This window comes from Alphaproteobacteria bacterium, from assembly GCA_041396705.1.
GTDB lineage: Bacteria > Pseudomonadota > Alphaproteobacteria > CALKHQ01 > CALKHQ01 > CALKHQ01.
The window spans coordinates 82,986-104,665 of sequence record JAWKYB010000013.1; the positions used below are offsets into that span (position 1 = coordinate 82,986).

21 protein-coding genes are annotated in these 21,680 nt (G+C 69.9%); 10 read left to right on the forward strand and 11 right to left on the reverse strand.

Annotation, left to right across the window (positions count from 1 at the left end; all coding sequences use genetic code 11):
- Nucleotide 1 precedes the first annotated feature (1 nt).
- From R3F55_18420 to R3F55_18435, 4 genes are all read left to right on the forward strand, one after another.
- Nucleotides 2-700 carry a PIG-L family deacetylase gene (locus R3F55_18420; protein ID MEZ5669367.1) on the forward strand — a complete coding sequence of 233 codons (699 nt, stop codon included), beginning with the start codon at nt 2-4 and terminating at the stop codon, nt 698-700.
- Between the two features lie 424 nt (nt 701-1,124).
- Complete coding sequence (locus R3F55_18425) at nt 1,125-1,775, forward strand: YopT-type cysteine protease domain-containing protein (GenBank protein ID MEZ5669368.1); 651 nt, start codon at nt 1,125-1,127, stop codon at nt 1,773-1,775.
- Between the two features lie 258 nt (nt 1,776-2,033).
- On the forward strand, nt 2,034-2,513 hold the full coding sequence (locus tag R3F55_18430; GenBank protein MEZ5669369.1) for a VOC family protein: 480 nt from the start codon (nt 2,034-2,036) through the stop codon (nt 2,511-2,513).
- 318 nt (nt 2,514-2,831) lie between these two features.
- Nucleotides 2,832-3,401: a hypothetical protein gene (locus R3F55_18435; protein ID MEZ5669370.1), complete on the forward strand. Its 570-nt coding sequence runs from the start codon at nt 2,832-2,834 to the stop codon at nt 3,399-3,401.
- Nucleotides 3,402-3,459: 58 nt separating this feature from the next.
- Here the strand turns inward: R3F55_18435 and R3F55_18440 are convergent, their stop codons facing one another.
- The 5 genes from R3F55_18440 to cysQ form a co-directional block, all read right to left on the reverse strand.
- The gene (locus R3F55_18440; GenBank protein ID MEZ5669371.1) at nt 3,460-4,350 is read right to left on the reverse strand and encodes a phytanoyl-CoA dioxygenase family protein; all 891 of its coding nucleotides are present in this window, start codon (nt 4,348-4,350) and stop codon (nt 3,460-3,462) included.
- Between the two features lie 131 nt (nt 4,351-4,481).
- Entirely contained in the window at nt 4,482-5,123 is a 642-nt protein-coding gene (locus R3F55_18445; GenBank protein MEZ5669372.1) for a glutathione S-transferase family protein, read from the reverse strand.
- Nucleotides 5,124-5,332: 209 nt separating this feature from the next.
- A complete protein-coding gene (locus R3F55_18450) occupies nt 5,333-7,015 on the reverse strand; it encodes a flotillin domain-containing protein (protein MEZ5669373.1) in 1,683 nt (560 codons plus the stop codon).
- A gap of 20 nt (nt 7,016-7,035) precedes the next feature.
- Entirely contained in the window at nt 7,036-7,761 is a 726-nt protein-coding gene (locus R3F55_18455) for a DUF1449 family protein (protein MEZ5669374.1), read from the reverse strand.
- A gap of 155 nt (nt 7,762-7,916) precedes the next feature.
- Nucleotides 7,917-8,720: a 3'(2'),5'-bisphosphate nucleotidase CysQ gene (gene cysQ, locus R3F55_18460; GenBank protein ID MEZ5669375.1), complete on the reverse strand. Its 804-nt coding sequence runs from the start codon at nt 8,718-8,720 to the stop codon at nt 7,917-7,919.
- A gap of 204 nt (nt 8,721-8,924) precedes the next feature.
- Here cysQ and R3F55_18465 point away from each other — a divergent pair, with 204 nt between their 5' ends.
- Complete coding sequence (locus R3F55_18465) at nt 8,925-10,778, forward strand: hypothetical protein (protein MEZ5669376.1); 1,854 nt, start codon at nt 8,925-8,927, stop codon at nt 10,776-10,778.
- Nucleotides 10,779-11,006: 228 nt separating this feature from the next.
- Nucleotides 11,007-12,590 carry an ABC transporter substrate-binding protein gene (locus R3F55_18470; protein MEZ5669377.1) on the forward strand — a complete coding sequence of 528 codons (1,584 nt, stop codon included), beginning with the start codon at nt 11,007-11,009 and terminating at the stop codon, nt 12,588-12,590.
- An 18-nt stretch (nt 12,591-12,608) separates the two neighbouring features.
- On the opposite strand, the gene R3F55_18475 is transcribed toward R3F55_18470, so the two are convergent.
- Nucleotides 12,609-13,550 (reverse strand): DMT family transporter, encoded by a 942-nt coding sequence (locus R3F55_18475; GenBank protein ID MEZ5669378.1) that lies wholly within the window; start codon nt 13,548-13,550, stop codon nt 12,609-12,611.
- On the reverse strand, nt 13,547-14,014 hold the full coding sequence (locus R3F55_18480; GenBank protein ID MEZ5669379.1) for a low molecular weight protein-tyrosine-phosphatase: 468 nt from the start codon (nt 14,012-14,014) through the stop codon (nt 13,547-13,549). The genes R3F55_18475 and R3F55_18480 overlap by 4 nt, the downstream gene beginning before the upstream one ends.
- 94 nt (nt 14,015-14,108) lie before the next feature.
- Between R3F55_18480 and R3F55_18485 the strand changes: the two genes are divergently transcribed.
- Both R3F55_18485 and R3F55_18490 read left to right on the forward strand, forming a co-directional pair.
- Nucleotides 14,109-14,867: an NAD-dependent deacylase gene (locus R3F55_18485; GenBank protein MEZ5669380.1), complete on the forward strand. Its 759-nt coding sequence runs from the start codon at nt 14,109-14,111 to the stop codon at nt 14,865-14,867.
- Nucleotides 14,860-15,450 (forward strand): uracil-DNA glycosylase family protein, encoded by a 591-nt coding sequence (locus R3F55_18490; protein ID MEZ5669381.1) that lies wholly within the window; start codon nt 14,860-14,862, stop codon nt 15,448-15,450. The genes R3F55_18485 and R3F55_18490 overlap by 8 nt, the downstream gene beginning before the upstream one ends.
- A 75-nt stretch (nt 15,451-15,525) precedes the next feature.
- Here the strand turns inward: R3F55_18490 and R3F55_18495 are convergent, their stop codons facing one another.
- The 3 genes from R3F55_18495 to mobA all read right to left on the reverse strand — a co-directional run bounded on the left by R3F55_18495 (nt 15,526) and on the right by mobA (nt 18,282).
- The gene (locus R3F55_18495; GenBank protein MEZ5669382.1) at nt 15,526-16,233 is read right to left on the reverse strand and encodes a thioredoxin family protein; all 708 of its coding nucleotides are present in this window, start codon (nt 16,231-16,233) and stop codon (nt 15,526-15,528) included.
- Between the two features lie 115 nt (nt 16,234-16,348).
- Complete coding sequence (locus tag R3F55_18500; protein MEZ5669383.1) at nt 16,349-17,641, reverse strand: tetratricopeptide repeat protein; 1,293 nt, start codon at nt 17,639-17,641, stop codon at nt 16,349-16,351.
- On the reverse strand, nt 17,638-18,282 hold the full coding sequence (mobA, locus tag R3F55_18505; protein MEZ5669384.1) for a molybdenum cofactor guanylyltransferase MobA: 645 nt from the start codon (nt 18,280-18,282) through the stop codon (nt 17,638-17,640). Before mobA ends, R3F55_18500 begins: the two co-directional genes overlap by 4 nt.
- Nucleotides 18,283-18,382: 100 nt before the next feature.
- Between mobA and R3F55_18510 the strand changes: the two genes are divergently transcribed.
- Nucleotides 18,383-18,604: a hypothetical protein gene (locus R3F55_18510; GenBank protein MEZ5669385.1), complete on the forward strand. Its 222-nt coding sequence runs from the start codon at nt 18,383-18,385 to the stop codon at nt 18,602-18,604.
- A 105-nt stretch (nt 18,605-18,709) separates the two neighbouring features.
- The gene (locus tag R3F55_18515; GenBank protein MEZ5669386.1) at nt 18,710-19,546 is read left to right on the forward strand and encodes a phytanoyl-CoA dioxygenase family protein; all 837 of its coding nucleotides are present in this window, start codon (nt 18,710-18,712) and stop codon (nt 19,544-19,546) included.
- 36 nt (nt 19,547-19,582) lie between these two features.
- On the opposite strand, the gene R3F55_18520 is transcribed toward R3F55_18515, so the two are convergent.
- Complete coding sequence (locus R3F55_18520) at nt 19,583-21,508, reverse strand: ATP-binding protein (protein ID MEZ5669387.1); 1,926 nt, start codon at nt 21,506-21,508, stop codon at nt 19,583-19,585.
- Between the last annotated feature and the right edge of the window lie 172 nt (nt 21,509-21,680).

The following is a 21,680-nucleotide window of genomic DNA, read 5'->3' on the forward strand; positions in this document are numbered from 1 at the left end:
CATGCGCATCGCGCTGGTCACCGCGCATCCCGACGACGCGGAGATCTTCGCCGGCGGCATCGTCGCGGCCTATCGCCGGATGGGGGCCGAGGTCGCGATCGTCGTCGCCACCGACGGCGCCAAGGGCGGCCCGGGCGATCCCCGCGATCTGGCCCGGCGCCGTGCCGCCGAGGCGCGCGCCGGCGCCGCGCTGCTCGGCGCCGAGCTGATGCTGCTCGGCTTTCCCGACGGCGCGCTGGCCGCGGCGCCGGACTTCGCAGCCCGGCTCGCGGACCGGCTGGCAGCCGTCGCGCCAGACCTCGTGCTGTCGCATGGTCCGCACGACTATCACGCCGATCACCGCGCGGTGGCGCAGGCGGCGGCCGCGGCGGTCTCGTTCCGCGCACCGCTGGCCTGGCTCGACACGCCGATGGGTGTGGGCCAGCAGCCGACGCATTATGTCGACATCACCGCCGACGACGACCTGAAGGCGCGCGCGATCCTCTGCCATGCGAGCCAGGACCCGCACCGCTTCGTCGAGCAGGCCCGGCTGCAGGCGCGGTTTCGCGCCGCGCAATGCGGCCATGACGGCTTTGCCGAAGCGATCCGGCACGAGCCGGCCTTTCCGTTCGCCGACATCCGCGCGCTGCTGCCCGCGCCGCCGCCCATGCGCCCGCTCCGCGACAGGCGGGCCGACACCGCGCCGAGCGGAGCCGCCTGAGACCGCATCGGCGCGAGGCGCGCACCGACGACGACCGCGAGCCGGGTCGTCACCGATCTCGCCTGTCAGGCTCCATTACCGGCAGATAGCCCAAGCTTAATCCGCTTCCCTCCCGGCCGGAGCGCTATGCTTACGCATTCCGGGCGGAGGCACAGGGAAGCAGCGCGACGCATCGCTGGCCTCCGGCAGCCTGCCCGGTGAAAGCGGCGGCCGTGCCGACGCGCGCGCCGCGGACGCGGGTGAATCGGGTGCCTGGCATGCGGATCGAAAGCCCGATCTGGACGAAGGCCCCGTGCAGCGCGTGGCACGTGCGCCGGACCGCGGCCTATCCGCCCTAGCCCCGCCTCGGCGGCGCGGCAGCCACGCCGCCCGCAGGCCGCACCGACAATCCCCCGCGCCTCGCGCGCACACCGAGTATTTCGCCATGCACATCTATGAGCTGATGCAGTCCACTGCACGGCAATACAACGCCAAGCATTTCGGCTTCGATCAATACTGGAAGAAACCCACATTCTCCAAGTCGAACCAGGGCGGCGTCTGCAAGGCCCTGGTCTTCGGCTGGCTGAAGTCTTCGCACAAGCACGGCTACCTCACCAACGAGACGGTCGGGCTGATCCACTCCGACGTCAGGATGAAGCACATCGATCAACGACAGACCCGGCTGGGCCGGCACAACAAGGACCACGACTATCTCGACCGGTTCCTCGCCGGCGACCGCACCAGCCGCGGCTTCGGCGCCTTGAACCTCACACGCATCGGCGATCCCTATGTGGCGAGCACCGCGCTCGCCAGGGTCTCCGGCTACGAACTGATTCCCTCCACCGCGAATATTTTCTGGAACACCTATGAGAGCTGCGGTTGCACCATGGGCTTCGGCTCCGAGACCATGAAACAGAACCATATGGTCGGGGCGTACAAGGCACCGAAGGAGTTCATGTTCTTCGATCCGAACGGCGGACTGATGTGCTTCAAGAACGCCGACCAGTTCCACCCGTGGTTCCTGCAGCAATTCTTCCGGGCCGAGGCCTATGCCACCTTCAACTTCGCCGAGTTCGTCTACTACAAGGTGGGATAGCGCGTCAGCGGGCCGGCGTTCGCGCGCATCGAACCGGCCGGCGCCAACGGCCAAGGAATCGCTGAACGGCGAGGCATCGCCTACACGCAGCGCCGACCGAGGCGAAGCGGCCTTCCTCCAATGGGTCCGCCGCGTTTCGATGGCACCTGTCGGGCGGCCGACGCGGCGACCATGGCGACGGACGCTGCCCGCCAGCTATGCTGGGGCGGAGCGCGCCGGCCCGACAAACGGCAGCGTGCACCAGGAAGGATCGAAGCGATGACGACGGCAAAGAACACGATATGCCTCTGGTACGACGGGGACGCGGAGGCGGCAGCCCGCTTCTACGCCGCGACATTCCCCGACAGCGCCGTCGGGGCCGTGTGGCGCGCACCGGGCGACTATCCGTCGGGCCAGCAGGGCGACGCGCTGGTGGTGGAGTTCACCGTCTGCGGCATCCCCTGCATCGGCCTGAACGGCGGGCCCCAGGCCAAGCACAGCGAGGCGTTCTCGTTCCAGATTGCCACCGAAGACCAGGCGGAGACCGACCGTTACTGGAACGCGATCGTCGGCAACGGCGGCCAGGAAAGCGCCTGCGGCTGGTGCAAGGACCGCTGGGGCGTCTCATGGCAGATCACCCCGCGGGTGCTGACCGAGGCGATCGCCGCCGGCGGCGCCGAGGCCGGCCGCGCCTTTGCCGCCATGATGGAGATGCGCAAGATCGACGTCGCCGCGATCGAGGCGGCCCGGCGCGGGTGACAGGCCGATGGGCGCGACGCGGCCGGCGGATACGCGCGCTCGTCGCGCTATCGGCGAAGCCCGACGGTCTCGCTTCATTGACGGCTCGTTCATAGGTCCGGGCAGCCGAGCGCGCCGCCGAAGCGGAGAAAAAGCCCTCACTCTCACCGGTCGTTATCGATGGCCGAGCCCAGGAACTGCCGCCGCGGTGGCCGCACATGGGGGATCGACCCCATGGCCATGCCGGCGGCGATGGGCGAGACTGCGGGCATCGAGGGGCGTGCCCCGGGTTCAATGACCGGGCCGCGGCCGTCCGCAGGACCGGAAGGACACAGCAACATGTCGCATGCGCACAGCCGGCGGGCCCTCGCGGCCGGCCGCACCTCCGCCATTGCCGCCACGGCCGCCGCCCTGGGTCTGGGGCTCGCCGCCTGCGTGCCGGTGGCGGGCGCGCCGCAGGGGCCCGGCCCGACACCCGGCCCGGGCTTCGGCGCGACCCAGTCGAACGGCGTCTGGACCGTACCGCCCTTCGACCACGCGGGTGCGCTGTGGAATACCAGCGAGGGCGCTCTGCGCCTCAAGAACGTCCAGCAGGCGCCGGACCTGCCCACATTGTTCGTCTACGGCATCTACGAGGACGGCACCCGCCTGGTCTGGGGCACGCTGGACATCGCGACCGGGCGATGGCAGGGCAGCTGGGTCCGCGCCGGCGGGCCGGTGGCCTGCCCGATCGCCCTGCCGCCGCCGCCGCAGCTGGTCGGCGAAGGCTTTCAGTTCCAGCAGCCGCTCTATGTCTGGGGCACGTTCGACGTGATCTGGACCGAGCCGGAGGTGGCCTTCCAGGGCAGCTGGGGCAGCTGCGGCGTGCCGCTCGGCGTGCCATGGACCGGCCGGGCAGCCGGGTTCTGACCACCGGGCGGCGTCACAATATGTCCCACCCCGGCAGCGCCAACCGTCGGCCACCGACCTACGAACCCGCCCGGTACCCCGCGATCCGGCTGTCCTGCGTGGCCCCTGCCATCATCACCGCGTTGATCCGCGCCAGCGATTCCGCGTGGGCGGACCAGGCGGCCTCGCTGAGCGGGGCGTCGGGCCGTGGCGGCTGGTCGAAGTGGCCGTAGGCGTCGGTGCCGCGGGCCAGCGCGGCGAAGGTGCGGGCGCGGGCCTGGCGGCAATAGGTCGGGATGTAGCGGATGGCGAAGCCGAAGCGCGGGTGGGCCGCGCGGTTCGGCGCCGAGCCGTGGACGATGCGCACGTGGTGCAGGCTCATCTCGCCGGGCTCGAGCACGATGTCGACCGCCGTGGCCTCGTCGACGTCGACCTGCACCTCCTGGCCGCGGCTCAGGAGATTGTGGTCGGCGAAGCTGTCCTTGTGCTCGAGCTGGCCCCAGCCGTGGCTGCCGGGCACCACCCGCATGCAACCGCTCGCCACCGTGCTCGGCGTCAGCGCCACCCAGGCGGTGACGATGTCCGGCGGCTCCAGCCCCCAATAGGTCGAGTCCTGGTGCCAGGAGACATAGCCGCCGCTCATCGCCGGCTTGCCGAAGATCTGGCCGGACCAGATCAGGATGTCGGGCCCGATCAGCGGTTCGACCGCGTCCAGCACCCGCGGGTCGTGGGCGAGGTCCCACAGCGTGGGGAACAGCAGGTGGCAGTTCGGACCGATCGCCTTCTGCGCGCGGTCCGGCTGGGCGTGGCGCTGCGCCTCGAGCGCATCGTAAAGCGCGGTCGCCGCGTCGGCCGCCATCACCCGGATCGGCGACAGATAGCCGTCGCGGTCGTAGCGGGCGCGGGCGGCCGCGACCGCCGGGTTGCCTGTTGCAGCGGCCGGCGCAGCGGCGGGCGAAGTCTGGGTCATGGCCGAAGCCTCGCAGTTGTCCGGCCCGCGGGCGCGCCGGCGGTGCGGCCGGGCGCCGCCGCGGGGCGGCAATGGCGATGCTCCGGCATCGCCGCCGGAATGGCAAGGCCGGCGACGGGCGGGCGCCGCGCTCAGGCCGGAATCGGCGGCAGCGGCGGCGCGTCGAGGCCAGCGAACGGGTCGCGCCAGGCGTCGATGGCGTCGAGCCGGCCGTACCAGGCCTGCAACGCCGGGAACTCCGCCAGCGGCAGGCGGGCGACGTCGTTGTAGGGCAGGAAGGTCGCCATGCGGAAATCGGCATAGGTCGGGGCGTCGCCCAGCAGCCAGTCGCGGCCGGCCAGCTCCGCCTCCAGCAACGCGGCGCCGGCGCGGAAACCGGCCATCCCTTCCGCCACCTTGGCCTCGTCGACCGGGCCCAGGCCGTAGCGCAGCCTGGTGCCGCGCTCGAAATGCACCATGTCGCAGGCGTGGACGAAGTTGGCCTTGCCCCAGCTCAGCCAGCGGATCAGCTCCGGCTCGTCGTCGACGCCGGTGGGCCAGAAGCCGGAGCCGGCCAGGCGCGCCAGCCGGCAGGCGATGGCGTCGGCCTCCCACAGCCCGCGGCCGTTCTCCTCCAGGATCGGGATGCGCAGGTTCGGGTTCAGCGGGCGGAACCGTTCGGCCTCGCCGGGCGCCAGCGGCGCGGCGAACGCGAACGCGACCGGCGAGCGCAGATGGCGCGCGACGGCCACCGCGAGGCGCGGATTGGGGTTGCGGCTGAAAAAGAGCTTCATGAGGACAGGTCCTGACGGTTGCCGGCGCGGCCGATGCGCGGCCATGCTTAGCAGAGGCCGGACGCATTGACCTCCACTGCCGTCGCAGCCCCCATCGGGCGGAGCGTGAAGAAACATCCCCGGCACGAGGCCGGGGATGATGGGCATTTCGATTGTATGGACCTGGCACCGCGCGGAGGTGCCGCGCGGCGCCGTCGCTGTCGGTCGGCTCAGCCCTTGTCGGCGCCGCGGCCGTTCTTCGGCGCGGCGGTCGCTTTCGCCGCCTGCGTGTCCGCGCCGCCGCCGGAGACCGCACCCTTGACCACGGCGGCGAGGTCGCCGTCCATGCTGAGGCCGAGGTCCTCGCCGAGCTTGCGCATGGCGGGCAGCTGCAGGGCCATGCCGAGGATCGAGTCCATCGCCTGGTTGACCGGCGTCTTCTCGGCGCCCGCGCCGTTGCCGCCGGCGCCGTTGATGCCGCCCAGACCGGTGATCTGGTGGATGCGGATCGAATCGATCTTCTCCGCCGGCTTCACCATCTGCGCGACGATCTCCGGCAGCGCTCTCAGCTTCTCCAGCTCCACCTTCATGCGGATGATCTCGGCCGACAGCACGTTCTCGGCGTCGATGATCGCGCGCTGGCCCTCGGCCTGCGCCAGCAGGTCGGCCTTCTTCGCCTCGGCGCGGATGGCGATGCTGTCGGCCTCGGCCTGCGCCTCCTCGCGCACCGCGGCGGCGCGGTCGGCGGCGGCCTCCTTCTCGGCCTGGGCCGACACGCGGATGCGGGTCGCCTCGCGCTCGGCCTCGCGGGTCGCCTCGATCAGCGCGACCTGCTTCGACCGCTCGGCCTCGGCGACGGTGCGCGCCGTGGTCACCGCCTCGGTGGCCCGCACCGCCTCGGCCCGCGCGGCGTCGGCGCTGGCCCGCGCCCGGCTCTCCTCCTCCGACTTCTGGGCGACGATGATCTGCCGCTCCTGCTCGGCGACTTCGAGCTCGCGGTCCTTCTGGATCTCGGCCTCGCGGATCGCACGCTCGCGGGCGATCTCGGCGGCGCGCACCTCACGCTCCTTCTGGATGCGGGCCTCTTCAGACTGGCGGGCACTGTCCTCCTGGCGCTTGGCGATCTCGGCCTCCTGCGCGGCACGCAGGGTCTCCAGCTGCTGCACCTGCTCGATGCGGGCCTGCTCCTCGTCGCGCGCGATCTCGATCTTGCGCCGCTCGGCCTCCAGCGCGGCCAGCCGCACCGCCACGTCGGCCTCGGCGTCGATCTGCGCGCGCTCCTTCTTTGACTTGGCGATCACCTCGGCCAGCTTGCGCATGCCGACCGCGTTGAAGGCGTTGTTCTCGTCCAGCGCCTCGAACGGGGTCTGGTCCAGCGCGGTCAGCGACACCGATTCCAGCTCCAGGCCGTTCTTGGCCAGGTCCTCGTTGACGCCGTTCTGCACCTCCTGCACGAAGTCCGACCGGCTCTCGTGCAGCTCATCCATGGTCATCCGCGCCGCCACCGAGCGCAGGCCGTCGACCAGCTTGCCCTCGATCATGTCGCGCAGCGCATCGACGTTGAAGGTCTTGTCGCCGAGGGTCTGCGCCGCGCGCGACACGCCCTCCTCGGTCGCATTGACGCGGACGTAGAACTCGACGCCGACGTCGACGCGCATGCGGTCCTTGGTGATCAGCGCCGCCTCGGCCGAGCGCCGAATCTCCAGCCGCAGCGTCTTCATGTTGACGCGGGTGATTTCATGGAAAACCGGCAGCGATACGCAGCCGCCGTCCATGATCACCTTGCGGCCGCCGCTGCCCGTGCGCACCAGGCTGACCTCGCGGGTGGCGCGCCGCCACATCCGCATCAGAATCAGGACGATCACGAGTATGATCGCGACGACGGCGATCACCGGCAACAGAAACTCCCACATGGACCCCTCCTTTGACAGGACTAGTCTTCAAGCTTCACCGCGCTGTAGACGCGGCCCTTGCGGCGCATCACAGCAATCTGCGTGCCCGCGGTCAGTTCTTCGCCGTCGCGCATCGGCTCGACCCGGATGTAGTGGGTGTTGCCGAAGTGGTCTGTGATTTTCGCCTCCGCCGGCCGCCCGGCGCGGGCGGTACCGACCGTGATCACGCCGACCCGGCTACCCAGCCGCGCCTCGGACACCGCCTCGGTCTGCACTTTCGGCAGAATCCTAGCGATGAATCGTGACGCCCTCTTGGCCAAAGCAAGGCCGAACACCAGCGCACCCGTCCCGACCAGCCATGCCGATAGCGGCGCGCCGAGAGCCTCACGGGCGAGCAACTGGGCAACATAGCCGCTGACGCTGAAGCCACCGATGGCAGCAATCAGCCAGACCATGAACGGCGCATCGCCCAGGCCGAGCGCACCGAGAATGCCGGCGGCACCGCCGACCTCCGCATGCACGTCTGGCGCATGCACGTCTGGCGCATGCACGTCTGGCAGATCCGCATCGGGCATGTCGATGTGCGGAGCGTCGACGGCCGGGCCGTCGATGTCGGGTGCATGAACTTCGGCTCCGCCGTGCGCGCCAAGCAGCGAGCCGCCCAAGATCAGTGCGACGATTTCCAAGAATAGAACCAGGAGAATCAGCGCAAACCCGGCGGTGAACGGCACCATCTCCGAAGACAGCAGAAACTCCCAAAGCGTCATCGCCATCTCTTCTAATAAGATTTTGCGTACTTCACATTTCTAGCTGGTCACATTCCAGAAGGCTTTCAAGCGGAATCGGAATGCCTCCTGCCGATTTCGGCTTGCCGTGTTCACCCGGCCGCAACGCGTGCCTCGTTGCCGTTCGCGCCCGCCATTCACCGCGTCAGCCCGCGGGCGACGAAGCCCGGGTTGCGCAGGTCGGCCTTGCCATAGGCCAGCGGCGCGCCGTCGGGCAGGGTCACGCTGCCGCCGGCCGCCTCGACCAGCGCCTGGCCGGCGGCGGTGTCCCATTCCATGGTCGGGCCGAAGCGCGGATAGATATCGGCCTCGCCCGCCGCGATCATGCAGAACTTCAGCGCGCTGCCGCAGGCGCGCTGCTCGGCGACTCCCGCGGCGGCCAGGAAGGCGTCGAGCCGGTCGTTCAGGCCGTGGCGGCGGCTGACCGCAGCCACCGGACCCGCCGTCGGCACGCTGCGGCAGTGCAACGGCTCCGCCCGCCCGCAGCCGCGCCGCCGCCAGGCACCGGCGCCGACCACGCCCCAGCAGGTCAGCGCGGCGACCGGCCCGTGCACCACGCCGAACCGCGGCCGGCCGTCGACCAGCAGGCCGACGCTGACCGCGAACTCGCCGTTGCGCGCCAGGAACTCGCGGGTTCCGTCCAGCGGGTCGACCAGCCACACCGGGCCGGCGAACGACGGCAGGCCATGGGTCGCGGCGCGCTCCTCGGTCACCACCGGCCAGTCCGGCGTCAGCGCGCGCAGACCGTCGTACAGCACGGCGTCTGCGGCATGGTCGGCCGCCGTCACCGGCGAGCCGTCGTCCTTGGACGCCGCGCGGCCGCTGAACCGGCCGTAGACCGCCAGGATCGCGCGGCCGGCCTGCTCGACCAGGCCGATCACCGGCGCCGCCAGACATTCCAGTGCCGCCGCACCGGCCCCCGCTGAGGCGTCGCCGCCCATCCGCCTTCCCCTTCTGACAAAATCCGCCGCAGTTCGGTCTAGCGGCTGCCACAATTTGGCGATAGCCTATTAACACTGCGACATGAACATGGGCGGCGCCACCGCCGACCCCGACGAGCCGAGCGAACGTCCCGTCCACCCAGCACCCCGCGCCCGGCCGCATGTCGCGCGAACATACATTCGTAATGCACAAATGAGGATGGCATGAAGAAGGGCTTACTTCGCACCTCGGCACTGACCATTGTCGCCGTCGCCGGGTTCTCCTCGCTGTCGCACGCCGCGACGCTGTTGGAGACCATGGAGCAGATGATGGTGGCCTCGGGCGCGCCGAGTGGCGCGTTCACCTACGACCAGGTCGTTTCCGACACCGACACCAGCTTCGAGATCACCGGTGTCCGGATGGAGCCGGAGCCCGGCGAAGGCGTGGTCACCATCGACCGGCTGCGCATCGACGCCATGGACATGTCGGGGATGCAGACGCAGGCGCCACCCGCCTTCATGGACATCACGGCCGAGGGCATCCACGTGCCTGCCGACGCGATGGATGCGGACGCGCGCGAGATGTTCCCGGACGGCATGACGTTCGACATCGGGCTCGACTACACGCTCGACCCGACCACGCAGGCACTCGACCTGAACGAGTTCATGTTCGCGATGCCGGACTATGGCCGGATCGAGGTCAGCGCCGACGTCGCCGGCATGTCGATGGAATCGATCATGGGCGCGATGTTCGCGGGCCCGGAGGCGCTGACCGGCGTGATGATCAACGGCGTCTCGATCACGCTGGACGACGACGGCGGCCTGGCCGCGCTGTTCGAGATGATTGCCGCCGACGAAGGCATGGACGTCGACAGCTTCGTCAACCAGGCGATGCTGCCGCAGATGCAGGCGATGGGCGCCATGTTCGCCGCCGACCCGATCGCGGCCGGCGTGCTCGATTCGATCAGCGGCTTCATCGGCGACTACGCCGCGCCGGGCGGTCCGCTTGTCATCACGGCCAATCCGCCTTCACCCGTCAGCCTGGCCGAGCTGGCCGGGCTGCAGGACCCGACCGGCATCGTCTCGATGCTAGGCCTCAATGCCAGCTATGACGGCAGCGGCAGTTCCGCGCCGGCCGCTCCGTCCGGCGAGACCACCGGCGAGGCGCCGTCCGAGGGCGGCGGCCTGTTCGGCCAGGGGACGCGCACCGACCAGGCGGTGACCGAGGAACCGGCGACGGAAGAGGTGGCGCCGGCGGCGCCCACCGGCGACGGTGCCTTCGCGACGCTGATGGCGATGGCCGCGGCCTCGGGCATGCCCGACGGCGCGCTGACCTACGACCAGGTGCTGAGCGACAGCCCCGAGGGTTTCATCCTGTCGGGCGTCCATTTCGAGCCGGAGCCGGGCGACTACATCGACATGGAGATGCTGTCGGTGGCGCGGATCGACATGGCCTCGATCGGTGCCGGCAGCCCGCCGATGTTCCTGCAGCTGGCGGCCCAGGGCGTCTCGCTGCCGACCGAGGAGATGGACAACGACCTGCAGCAGATCCTCGGCGACCAGCCGGTCAACGCGAACTTCTACATCGACTACGCGCTCGACGCGGCGACCGGCGATTTCGCGGTCAACGGCATCACGGTGGAGATGGTCGATCTCGGCACCTTCACCTTCACCCTGCAGATGTCGCAGGTCGACCCAGCCGCGCTGATGGGCATGGCGATGATGGGTCCGGAGGCGATGGCCTCGGCGCTGCTGGAGAATGCGGCCCTCAGCTATACCGACCAGGGCTTCCTGCGCCGGGTGATCGCCTTCGCGGCGGCCGAGGAAGGCATGAGCGAGGACCAGATGATGCAGGGCATCTTCGCCCAGCTCGAGCAGGTGCAGCCGATGTTCGCGAGCGACCCGCTGGCCTCGTCGGCGCTGGACGCCTTCGGCGAGTTCCTGGAGGACTACCAGAACCCATCGGGCTCGCTCGGCATCGTGCTCAACCCGCCGGCCCCGGTCTCGATCGGCGAGATCAACGCCGTGCAGGATCCGAGCCAGCTGCCGGCGATGCTGGGGCTGGTGATCGGCTACTGACCGCCCGGCCGCACGAAGCGGCACATGGATCGGCAACGAACGGCGGCCTGCGGGCCGCCGTTCCGCTTTGTGGCGGTGTGCACAGCCAAGTGCGATCCGTTTGCGCCCGGCTGGGCACGCCGCTACAGTCTCCCGCCAAGGCACGGTTTCGCCCGTCCAGGCCGGCATACCGGCCGATCGACCTTTGCAACCGAAGAACAGGCTTTGGGAGACGTCATGAGCAATCTGATGAAACGCCTGCTGGCAGGCGCCGCCATCGCGGTCTGCGCCGGCGCCGCGGCGCAGGCAAAGACGCTGGTCTACTGCTCGGAAGGCAGCCCGGAAGGGTTCAACCCCGCACTCTTCACCGCCGGCACCACGTTCGATGCATCTTCGAAGACGATCTTCAACCGGCTGGTCGAATTCGACCGCGGCACCACTAATGTCGTGCCCGGCCTGGCGGAGTCGTGGGACGTGTCCGACGACGGCCTAGAATACACCTTCCACCTGCGCCAGGGCGTCAAGTTCCAGAGCAACGCGGACTTCACGCCGACGCGCGATTTCAACGCCGACGACGTCATCCACAGCTTCATGCGTCAACTGGACACGGCGAACCCCTATCACGACCTGTCCGGCGGCAGCTACGAGTACTTCGTGTCGATGAGCATGCCCGACCTGCTGGCCGGCATCGACCGGGTCGACGACTACACCGTGCGCTTCCGGCTGAATGCGCCCGAGGCGCCGTTCCTGGCCAACCTGGCGATGGACTTCGCCTCGATCATGTCGCTGGAGCACGCCGAGGCGATGACCGCGGCCGGCACGCCGGAGAAGATCGACCTGGAGCCGATCGGCACCGGGCCGTTCCAGTTGGTCAACTACCAGCAGGACGCCGTGATCCGCTATGCGGCGTTCCAGGACTACTGGGCAGGGCCGGCGGCGATCGACACGCTGGTGTTTTCGATCACCCCCGACGCCAGCGTGCGCTATGCCAAGCTGCAGGCCGGCGAATGCCATGTGATGCCGTATCCGAACCCGGCCGACATCGAGGACATGCGCAGCAACGCCGACATCACCCTGCTTGAGCAGGAAGGCCTGAACGTCGGCTATCTCGGCTTCAACGTCGAGAAGGAGCCTTTCGACGACGTGCGCGTCCGCCAGGCCCTGAACATGGCGATCGACAAGCAGGCGATCATCGACATCATCTACCAGGGCGCCGGCACGGTCGCGAAGAACCCGATCCCGCCGACCATCTGGTCCTACAACGACGATGTCGTCGATTATCCCTATGACCCGGATGCCGCCAAGGCGCTGCTCGCCGAGGCCGGCTTCCCCGACGGCTTCACCACCGACATCTGGGCGATGCCGGTGCAGCGGCCCTACAACCCCAATGCCGGCCGCATGGCCGAACTGATCCAGGCCGACTGGGCCGAGATCGGGGTGCAGTCGGAGATCGTCACCTACGAATGGGCCGAGTATCTGGAGCGGACCAAGAACGGCGAGCAACAGACCTTCATGCTCGGCTGGACCGGCGACAACGGCGATCCGGACAACTTCCTCTACGTCCTGCTCGGCTGCGACGCGGTCGGCTCTGCCAACCGCAGCCGCTGGTGCAACCAGGAGTTCAACGACCTGCTGGTGCAGGCCAAGCGCACCACCGACATCGCCGAGCGCACGGCGCTGTACGAGCAGTCACAGGTGATCTTCAAGCAGGAGGCGCCGTGGGTGACCATCGCCCACTCGGTGGTGTTCATGCCGGTGCGCAACGAGGTGATCGACTACCGCATCGATCCGCTCGGCGGCCACATCTTCTACGGCGTCGACCTGGCCGAATAGCCGGCGATAGCGTCGTGCCTAGCCGTCCCCGCCCGGGCCGCCCGGGCGGGGATTTTTCTTGGCCGCGCGCCGCGCCACCGCCTCGCGCCGGATGATGTAGAGTCCGCTGGCGGCGATCACCGCGACGCCGACCAGGGTCCACAGGTCGGGCAGGTCCGACCAGATCAGCCAGCCCCATGCCGCCGCCCACAGCAGTGCGGTGTAGTCGAACGGCGCCAGCGCCCCGACGGGTGCGAGCCGGAACGCGGCCGACAGCAGCAGGATGCCGAAGCCGCCGCAGCAGCCGGCGGCGGCGAAGATCAGCCAGTCGACCGGCGTCGGCGCCACCCAGACGAAGGGCATCGCCGCCGCGCCGACCGTGATCGGCACCGCCGTGTACCATAGCGCCATCGCCGGCGCCGTCTCGCTGCGGCCGACGAAGCGGGTGGCGACGATGATCAGCGAGTAGCTGAGCGCCGCCCCCATCGGCAGCAGGGCCGCCCAGCCGAAGACGCCGTTGCCCGGCCGCACGATGATCAGCACACCGCACAGGCCGACGACGACCGCGGCCCAGCGACGCGGCCCGACATGCTCCTTCAGCAGCGGCACCGAAAGTGCGGTCATGATCAACGGCGCCACGAAGAACAGCGCAGTCGCATCCGGCAGCGACAGCGCTTGCAGGCTGGCGAAGAACAGGCCCATCGCGCACAGCGAGAACACCCCGCGCAGCAGGTGCCCCGGCATGTTGCGCGTGCGCAGCGCATGCCACTGGCGGGTCACGGCGACATGGGCCAGCACCGGCACCACCCCGATCAGCGAGCGCAGGAACACCAGCTGCATCAGCGGATAGCGCTCGCCCAGCAGCTTGATCGCCGCGTCCATGCTCGACAGCAGCAGGACCGCGACCAGGATCAGGCCGATCCCGACCGGCACGTTGTCCGGCGCGTCGGCCGCGTCGAGGCTTGCGGTGCCGGCGGTCACCGCGCCGCCGCCAGGACCGGCAGCCAGCCGTCGACGCCGGCTTCGATCAGGTCGTACATCCGCTCGAAATCGGCGAGGCCGCCATAGTAGGGGTCGGGCACATCGCGCAGCGGCTGGCCTTCGGCGCGGTCGAGCAGGCGCGCGACAGTCGCGCGCGCAGCCGCCGGCATGCGGTCGCGCAGCCAGCGGGCGTGGTGCTGCTCCATCGCCAGGATCAGGTCGAAAGCGTCCGCGTCGCCGCGCCGCCAGGCCCGCGCCCGCAGGCCGGCGATGTCGTGGCCGCGGCGCGCGCCGATCTGGATCGCGCGCGGGTCCGGCGGGTCGCCGGTGTGGTAGCCGTGGGTGCCGCAGGAATCGACCGCGACGGCCGCCTCGAGCCCGGCGTGCCGCAGGCGGCTGCGCAGGACGCCCTCCGCGCTGGGCGAGCGGCAGATGTTGCCGGTGCAGACGAACAGCACACGCATGGATGCGGCACGGCCTTTCACGCGCAATGACGGCTTCGGGAGGCGGCCGTGTCCGGCCTTGACCCCGCGCCCGGGCGCCCCATCATGCCCGATCATGGCATGGGAAGCGTCCGATTTCCGCGAGCGAATGGCCGCCCTGCGCGCGGCGCATGGTGCGGTCGTGGTGTTGACCGGCGCGGGGATCAGCCGTGAGTCCGGCCTGCACACCTTCCGCGACGCCGACGGCATCTGGGCCAGCGTCAGCATCGATGAGGTGGCGACGCCGCAGGCCTTCGCCCGCGATCCCGCCCGCGTCCACGCCTTCTACAACCAGCGCCGCCGCGGCCTGCTCGACCCGGTCGTCCTGCCCAACCCGGCCCACGCCGCCTTGGCGCGGCTGGAGCGCGACTGGCCCGGCGCGGTGCTGGTGGTGACGCAGAACATCGACGACCTGCACGAGCGGGCCGGCAGCCGCACGCTGGTGCATATGCACGGCGAGCTCCTGAAGGCGCGCTGCGGCGGCTGCGGCACGGTGATCCGATGTCGCGAGGACCTGGCGCCCGCCCACCCCTGCGTCGCCTGCGGCAATGCCGGCGGGGTACGCCCGCATGTGGTCTGGTTCGGCGAGATGCCGCTGGAGCTCGACCGGATCTATCACGCGCTCGGCCAGGCCAGCCTGTTTGCCGCGATCGGCACGTCCGGCACGGTCTATCCGGCGGCCGGCTTCGTCGACGCGGTCCCGCGCGGCTGCGTCACCGTCGAGATCAACCTGGAACCGTCGGAGGGCGCCAGCCGTTTCGTCCACCGCATCCATGGCCCCGCCGGCACTGCGGTGCCCGCATTCGTCGATGCCCTGTGCGGCGGCGATGGCTGACGTCGAGACGCTGGACGATGTCGCACGACGGGCGCGGGCCTGCCGCCTGTGCCCGCTGCCGCACGAACCGCGGCCGGTGCTGCGCGTTTCGGCGACGGCCCGCCTGCTGATCGTCGGCCAGGCGCCCGGCACCCGCGTGCATGAGACCGGCATTCCCTGGAACGACCCCAGCGGCGACCGCTTGCGCGAGTGGCTGGAGATGGACCGCGACGCCTTCTACGACCAGGCGCGGATCGCGATCATGCCGATGGGCTTCTGCTTTCCCGGGCAGGACGCCAAGGGCGGCGACCTGCCGCCGCGGCGCGAATGCGCGCCGGCCTGGCATGCGCCGCTGCGCGCCTTGATGCCGGATATCCGGCTGACCCTGCTGGTCGGCAGCTATGCCCAGGCGCGCTATCTCGACGCCCGGCGCAAGGCCTCGATGACCGACACGGTTCGCGCCTTCGCCGACTACCTGCCCGACCGCATGTTGCCGCTGCCGCACCCGAGCTGGCGCAACACCGCCTGGCTGAAGCGCAACCCGTGGTTCGCCGCGGAGACGCTGCCCGCACTGAGGCGGGCGGTGGCCGACCTCAGCCGATAGACCGGCCGCCGCCACCAGCCCGGCGGCAGTGCGGCGACGGCCTGCGACAGGCCGGCCGCGCCGCAGCATCCGCCGTCAGTCGTCATACTGGTCGTTCCGCCGTACCCAGGCCATCGGCCAGGGCAGTGTCGCCTCGTCGCGGCCCTTCGGCACCAGGTCGAGATACTGATAGGTGCTGATCAGCGGATCGAGCCCGCGGGCGAAGGTCGAGTAAGTGTGGAAGATCGCGCCGTCGTCGCCGCGCGCGAACACGCTGAGGCCGGGCGCTTCCTCGCTGGGAAACTGGCCCTCGCGATAGTTGTAGTCCACCGTGCCGGCAGCCATCTGCTCCGGCGTGAACGAGACATGGAAATCGTAGTTGAAGTCGCTGCCCAGCGACGAGACCCACGGAAAGCGCCAGCCGAGCCGCTTGCGGTAGGCGAGTAGCCGATCCAGCGGCGCACGCGACGCGGCGACGAAGGCGACGTCGCGATGCGACAGGTGGACGGCGGAGCCATCGAAATTCTCTGCCAGGAACGAACAGCTGGGACAGCCCTGTTCCCAGTCGGCACCGAACATGAAGTGATAGACGATCAACTGGCTGCGACCTTCGAACAGGTCGGCCAGCGTCTTGCGTCCGGTCTCGGTTTCGAAGGCATAGGCCTTCTCCACGCGTTCCCACGGCAGCGCCCGCCGTGCAGCCGCCAGCCTGTCGCGTTCGCGGATGAACGCCTTCTCTTCTGCCAGCAGCGCCTTGCGCGCCTCCAGCCACTGGTCCCGCCCGACCACCGAATGTGCCTGCATGTCGCCCTCCTGCTTGGTGTCGCATGAATGTAAGACGTTTCTTACATACATCGTCCGCGACGGGACGCCAAGTGACGGGCATCACAATTTCGGAACGGAACGCAACGGCGGGCGGTCAGAACCGGACCGGAGGCCGCTCCGCCGCGCGGGCCTGGCCGGCCGCAATCTGTTCGTCGGTCAGCGATTCCGACAGCGTGCGCAAGGCGTCGAACGCATGCGGCACGCCCGCATCCACGGCAATCCGGATCCAGGAATAGGCCTCGACCAGATCGTCCGGCTCGGTCGCCGCATTGGCCAGCATGATGCCGAGATTCAGCATGGCCGGCGGGTGCCCCTGCTCGGCCGCGCTGGCGAACAGGGCTTGCGCCGCCACCGGGTCGGCCGGCAGCCCGTCGCCCTCCAGCAGCTTCAGGCCGAGGTTGAACTGGGCGGGTGCATAGCCCTGTTCCGCCGCCATCCGGTACCAGGATAGCGCCTGCGCGACGTCGCGCTCGACGCCGCGACCGAGGTCGTAGGCCCGGCCGAGGTTGTTCTGGGCGGCGATGTCGCCCTGCTCGGCGGCCGCGCGCCACCAGTTCGCCGCCTCCTCCATTGCGCCGTCGGCCTCGGCCAGCGCGGCGAGGTCGAGCTGGGCGCCGAGGTCGCCGGCTTCGGCCGCAGCGGTCAGCCAGCGATGCGCCTCGGCCGGATCGCCGTCGCTCTTCAGGATCAGCGCCCCCAGCTCTGCCGCGGCCGCCATGTCGCCTTGCGCCGCTGCGGCATCCAGCCAGCGCCGTGCGCGCGCGGCATCGCGCGGCACCCCTTCTCCGCGATCGTAAAGACGGCCGAGCGCCAGCTGCGCATCGACCAGGCCCTGCCCGGCCGCAGCTTCCAGCAGCCGCAGGGCTTCCGCGGTGTCCGGCTCCACCGCCACGCCGCGCAGATAGTAGCGGGCGAGGTTGACCTGGGCGGCCGGGTTTCCGGCATCGGCCGCAATGCGGTACCAGCGCACCGCCTCGGCGAAATCCTGGGCAACGCCGCGGCCCTGCTCATACATCAGCGCCAGCGCCGCCGCCGCGTCGGGCAGGCCCGCGTCGGCCGCCATGCGATAGAAGCCGGCCGCCTCCGCCGCGTCGCCGCCCTCGGCCTCGATCAGCGCGGCCAGGTTGAACGCCGCAGTCGCGTCGCCCTGGGCGGCCGCGGCCCGGTACCAACGCTCCGCCGCCGCGATGTCGCGGCCGACGCCGTCGCCGGTGGCAAGTGCATAGCCCAGCGCGGTCTGCGCGTCGGCGAGCCCGCGCTCGGCCAGCGCGGTCAGCTGTGCAATGCGATCCGGGTCGGGGTGCTGGGCGCCTGCGGCCGTCGGCAGGACGGCGAGCGCCAGCCCAAGCGCGCCGCTGGCGAGCCGGCTTCGGACGGTGCGATTCATCGGCTCAGGTGCGCCAGGATGCGTTCAGCCGCCGACAGGTCGTCGGGCCGGTTGGCGTTGAAGAAGGGATCATAGGGCTCGATTGCATAGTCGATTGTCGCCAGGGGGAAGCGGGCGGTCCAAACATCGACCTTGCGCACATCTTCGTCAACGATCGCCTTACGCAGCGCCGCGCGCAGACCGACCGGCCAGAGCCCGAACACCGGATGGGCCTGCCCGCCGGAGGCGACCGTTGCGATCGCGGCGTCGCCACCCGCCACCGCATCCAGCAGCCGCGCCACCAGGTCGGTCGGCAGGAACGGCGCGTCGCCGGCGAAGCTCGCCAGCCAGGGGCAGTCCGGCGCGTGCGCGGCGGCCCAGTCCATGCCGGCGAGGATGCCGGCCAGCGGGCCGGCGAATCCCGCGATGCTGTCTGCGACCACCGGCAGACCGAAACCCGCCAAGCGCGCGGGATCCCCGTTGGCATTGAGCGCCAGCGCGCGGACCTGCGGCTGCGCGCGGGCGATCACGTGACCCAGCAACGGGCGACCGCCCAGCAGGCGCAGGCCCTTGTCGCCGCCGCCCATGCGCCGCGACAGGCCGCCGGCGAGGATCACGCCGGCGACCGGCGGGGTGGATGTCTGCGCGGGATTTCGCACCATGAAGCCGGTCATCCGCGAAGCGGCCGTCGGCTGTCAAGCCGGGCCGCTTGGCTGAGAGCGCGATCGCGGCTATGCAAGGCGGGCGTGACCAAACGACGGGGTGCCTGCAGCGCAATGGCCAAGAACGACGAGTGGTTCGAGCCGCTTCTACCGACGGATCATCGTATTCCTGATCGCCGTCGGCGCGGTCGTTTTCGAAGCGCTGTTCCTCGGCGAGGAGCTGTGGATGTTCCTGTTCGGCGGTCTGGCGTTGTGGGCAGGATATGACTTCTTCCTCAGCGGCAAGTACGGCCGGCGCCCGCCGAAACGACCGCAGGCGTAGACACGCACCCAACTGGGCTCGTTCGGCCCGAGCCGCGGCCGGCTGGCCGGGAACGTCGCGCAATGCCATATTCGTCGCGAACGGACGATCGGCGGGCGGACTGGCATGCTAACCCCGGAGCAGCGCGCATTCTTCGAAGCCAACGGCTATCTGGTGCTTGAGCGCTTCAAGCCCGCGGCCGAGTGCGATGCCCTGCGCGCAAGGGCGGATGCGATGGTCGATGCGTTCGACCCCGACAGCGTGCGTACCGTCTTCTCGACCACCAGCCAGACCCACGCCCAGGACGCCTACTTCCTGGCGTCGGGCAGCAACATCTCGTTCTTCTTCGAGGAAGAGGCCTTTGCCGAGGACGGCACGCTGCGCCAGCCCAAGGCGCTGTCGCTGAACAAGTTCGGCCATGCCATGCACGACCTCGACCCGGCTTTCGACCGCTTCTCGCGCGACCCGCGGATCGCGGAGGTCGCGGCCGACCTGGGCTTCGAGGCGGCACTGCTGCTGCAATCCATGTACATCTTCAAGCAGCCGCGGATCGGCGGCGAGGTCATTCCGCACCAGGACGGCACCTTCCTGGTCACCGAGCCGCCGCGATGCCTCGGCTTCTGGTTCGCGCTGGAGGATGCGGATCGCGACAACGGTTGCCTGTGGGCGTTGCCCGGCGGCCATCGCGACGGCCTGCGGCGACGGTTCCGCCGCGACGGAAAAGGCGGGACCACCACCGATGTCTTCGACGACGCGCCGTTCGACCTCCGGCATGGCGTGCCGCTGGAAGTGCCGAAGGGCAGCATGGTGGTGCTGCACGGCCTGCTGCCGCACTGGAGCGCGCCCAACCGCTCGGGCCGCTCGCGTCATGCCTATACCCTGCACGTGATCGACCCTGCCGCAGACTATCCGACCGACAACTGGCTGCAACGGCCGGTTACGCTGCCGTTGCGCGGCTTCTAGATCGAGTGCCGATCGGCTTTTTGAGAGCCGCTCCGCTCAGCCGCGCTGGGCGTGGACCAGCCGCAGATTGCCGGCGGCCGCCGCGGCCGGCTGGCGCGGCTCGTCGCCCGCTGCGACGGCACGGTCGGCTTCCGACGGGCGGGCCGGCGTGGCGGCGGGCAATGTCAGCACCCGGTCGAGCGGCCAGCGGATGGTCACCGTCGTGCCGACGCCCTCGGCGCTGTCGATCTTCAGGCTGGCGCCATGCAGGTCGAGGATCTTGGAGACGATCGACAGACCCAGCCCCGAACCGGGCTGGCTGCGCACATAGGAGCTCTCGCCGCGCTTGAACGGCTGCAGCATCGCGCCGACCTGGCCGGACGGAATGCCGATGCCGTTGTCGGCGATGGCGATGCTGAGCCCCGCCGCCGGGTCGAGCGCGGTGGTCACCGTGATCCGGCCGGCCGGGCCGCGGGTGAACTTGACGGCGTTGTTCAGCAGGTTGATCAGCACCTGGGCGAACTGCCGCTGGTCGCCGTACAGCGTCACCCGGCAGTCCGGATGCTCGGCCATGACCCTGATGCCCTTGGCCAGCGCGTCGGTGCGGACCAGGTTGATCGCGTCGTCGATGGCGCGGTCCAGCGCGAACTGGCCCTCGTGCGCCTCGATCGCGCCGTTCTCGATGCTGGAGACGTCCATCACGTCGGCAATCAGGTCGCGCAGGTGCAGCGCGCTGGCGTGGATGTGGCCGATATACTCCTGCTGGCGCTCCGCCGAGATCTGCCCGAACACGCCGTGCCCGAGCGCGTCCGAAAAGCCGACGATGGCATTCAACGGCGTGCGCAGCTCGTGGCTCATATTGGCCAGGAACTCGGTCTTGGCGCGATTGGCATGTTCCGCCCGCTGCTGTGCCTGGATCACCTTCTCGGCGGCGTCGCCGATCCGCGCCAGCATGCTGTTGAACGACGTCGCCAGCGCCCGCATCTCCGACGGCGCGTACCACGCCAGCGGCGCCAGGCGCGCCGACGGTTGCGCGGTGTCGATCGAGCGCGTGATCGCCAGCAGCTGGCGGATCGGCTTGGCCAGCAGGCCGGACAGCACCCAGCTGACCAGCAGCGCGACCACCATGCCGAGCGCGAGCACGCTGAGCCCGGTGCTGCGCAGCGCACCGACCTCGCTCTCCAGCTCGGCGATCGGCTGCGGCACCATCACGCCCCAGCCGCTGACCGCGCCGGCGGTATAGCCGGCAATCATGTCCGCCTGCATGGCCGGGGAATAGAAGGTCGTGGCGCCGGACTCGCCGGCCAGCATGTGCTGCACCACGTTCAGGCCGGACAAATCGCGCGTCTCGCGGACCCAGGCGGCGTTCGGGTGCGCCAGCACATGGCCGAACTGGTCGACGATGGCGGCATGGCCGCGCTCGCCGAAGCTGATCTGCGCCGCCAGCTCGGTGAAGTAGGTGGTCTGCAGCGCGCCGACGGCGAGCAGGTCGCCGGTCTGCCGGACGATGTAGATCAGGGGCGACCCGTCGGGGCCTGCCATCACGCCGCTCAGCGCGGTCTCGCCGCCTTCCGCCATGGTGCGGAACATCGACAGGCGCTCGACCGGCACCACGTCGGGGCAGGTCAGCATGTCGTGGATGAAGCTGGCGACGACGCGGCCGCTGTCCGGCTCGACCAGGCAGACGTGCCGAAAATGCATCTCCACCAGCAGCGGCTCGACGTCGAGGATCGCGTCGCCCGCGGCGATGTTGGCACTCAGCAGGTTGAAGACGGTGTTGACGTCCGTGTAGTAGCGGTCCAGCGCGACGCCGAGATTGCGGGCGATCAGCAAGTGCGCCCGGGCCACGTAGTTCAGGTCTTCGTCGATCGCGCGGGAGAACGGCCAGAACCAGAAGATCAGCAGCGGGATGACCGTCACCAGGGTCAGCGCGCCGAATATGAGCCGTCGAACGCTGAGGTAGCTGTGCGGTAAGCGCGTCATGGCCCGTTGCTCCAGCCTGCCGGCTCCAAGGCATTGGCCGCGGCGCCAGGCGGCGCCGCTCGGACCATCAGACGGCCCGTTTGGTTAACACGATCTTAACGTCACGGTAATTCGAACAATTCGCCGGTCGCTGCGCAGTAATCGGCAAGTCGGCCGCATCACGTTACCGCGA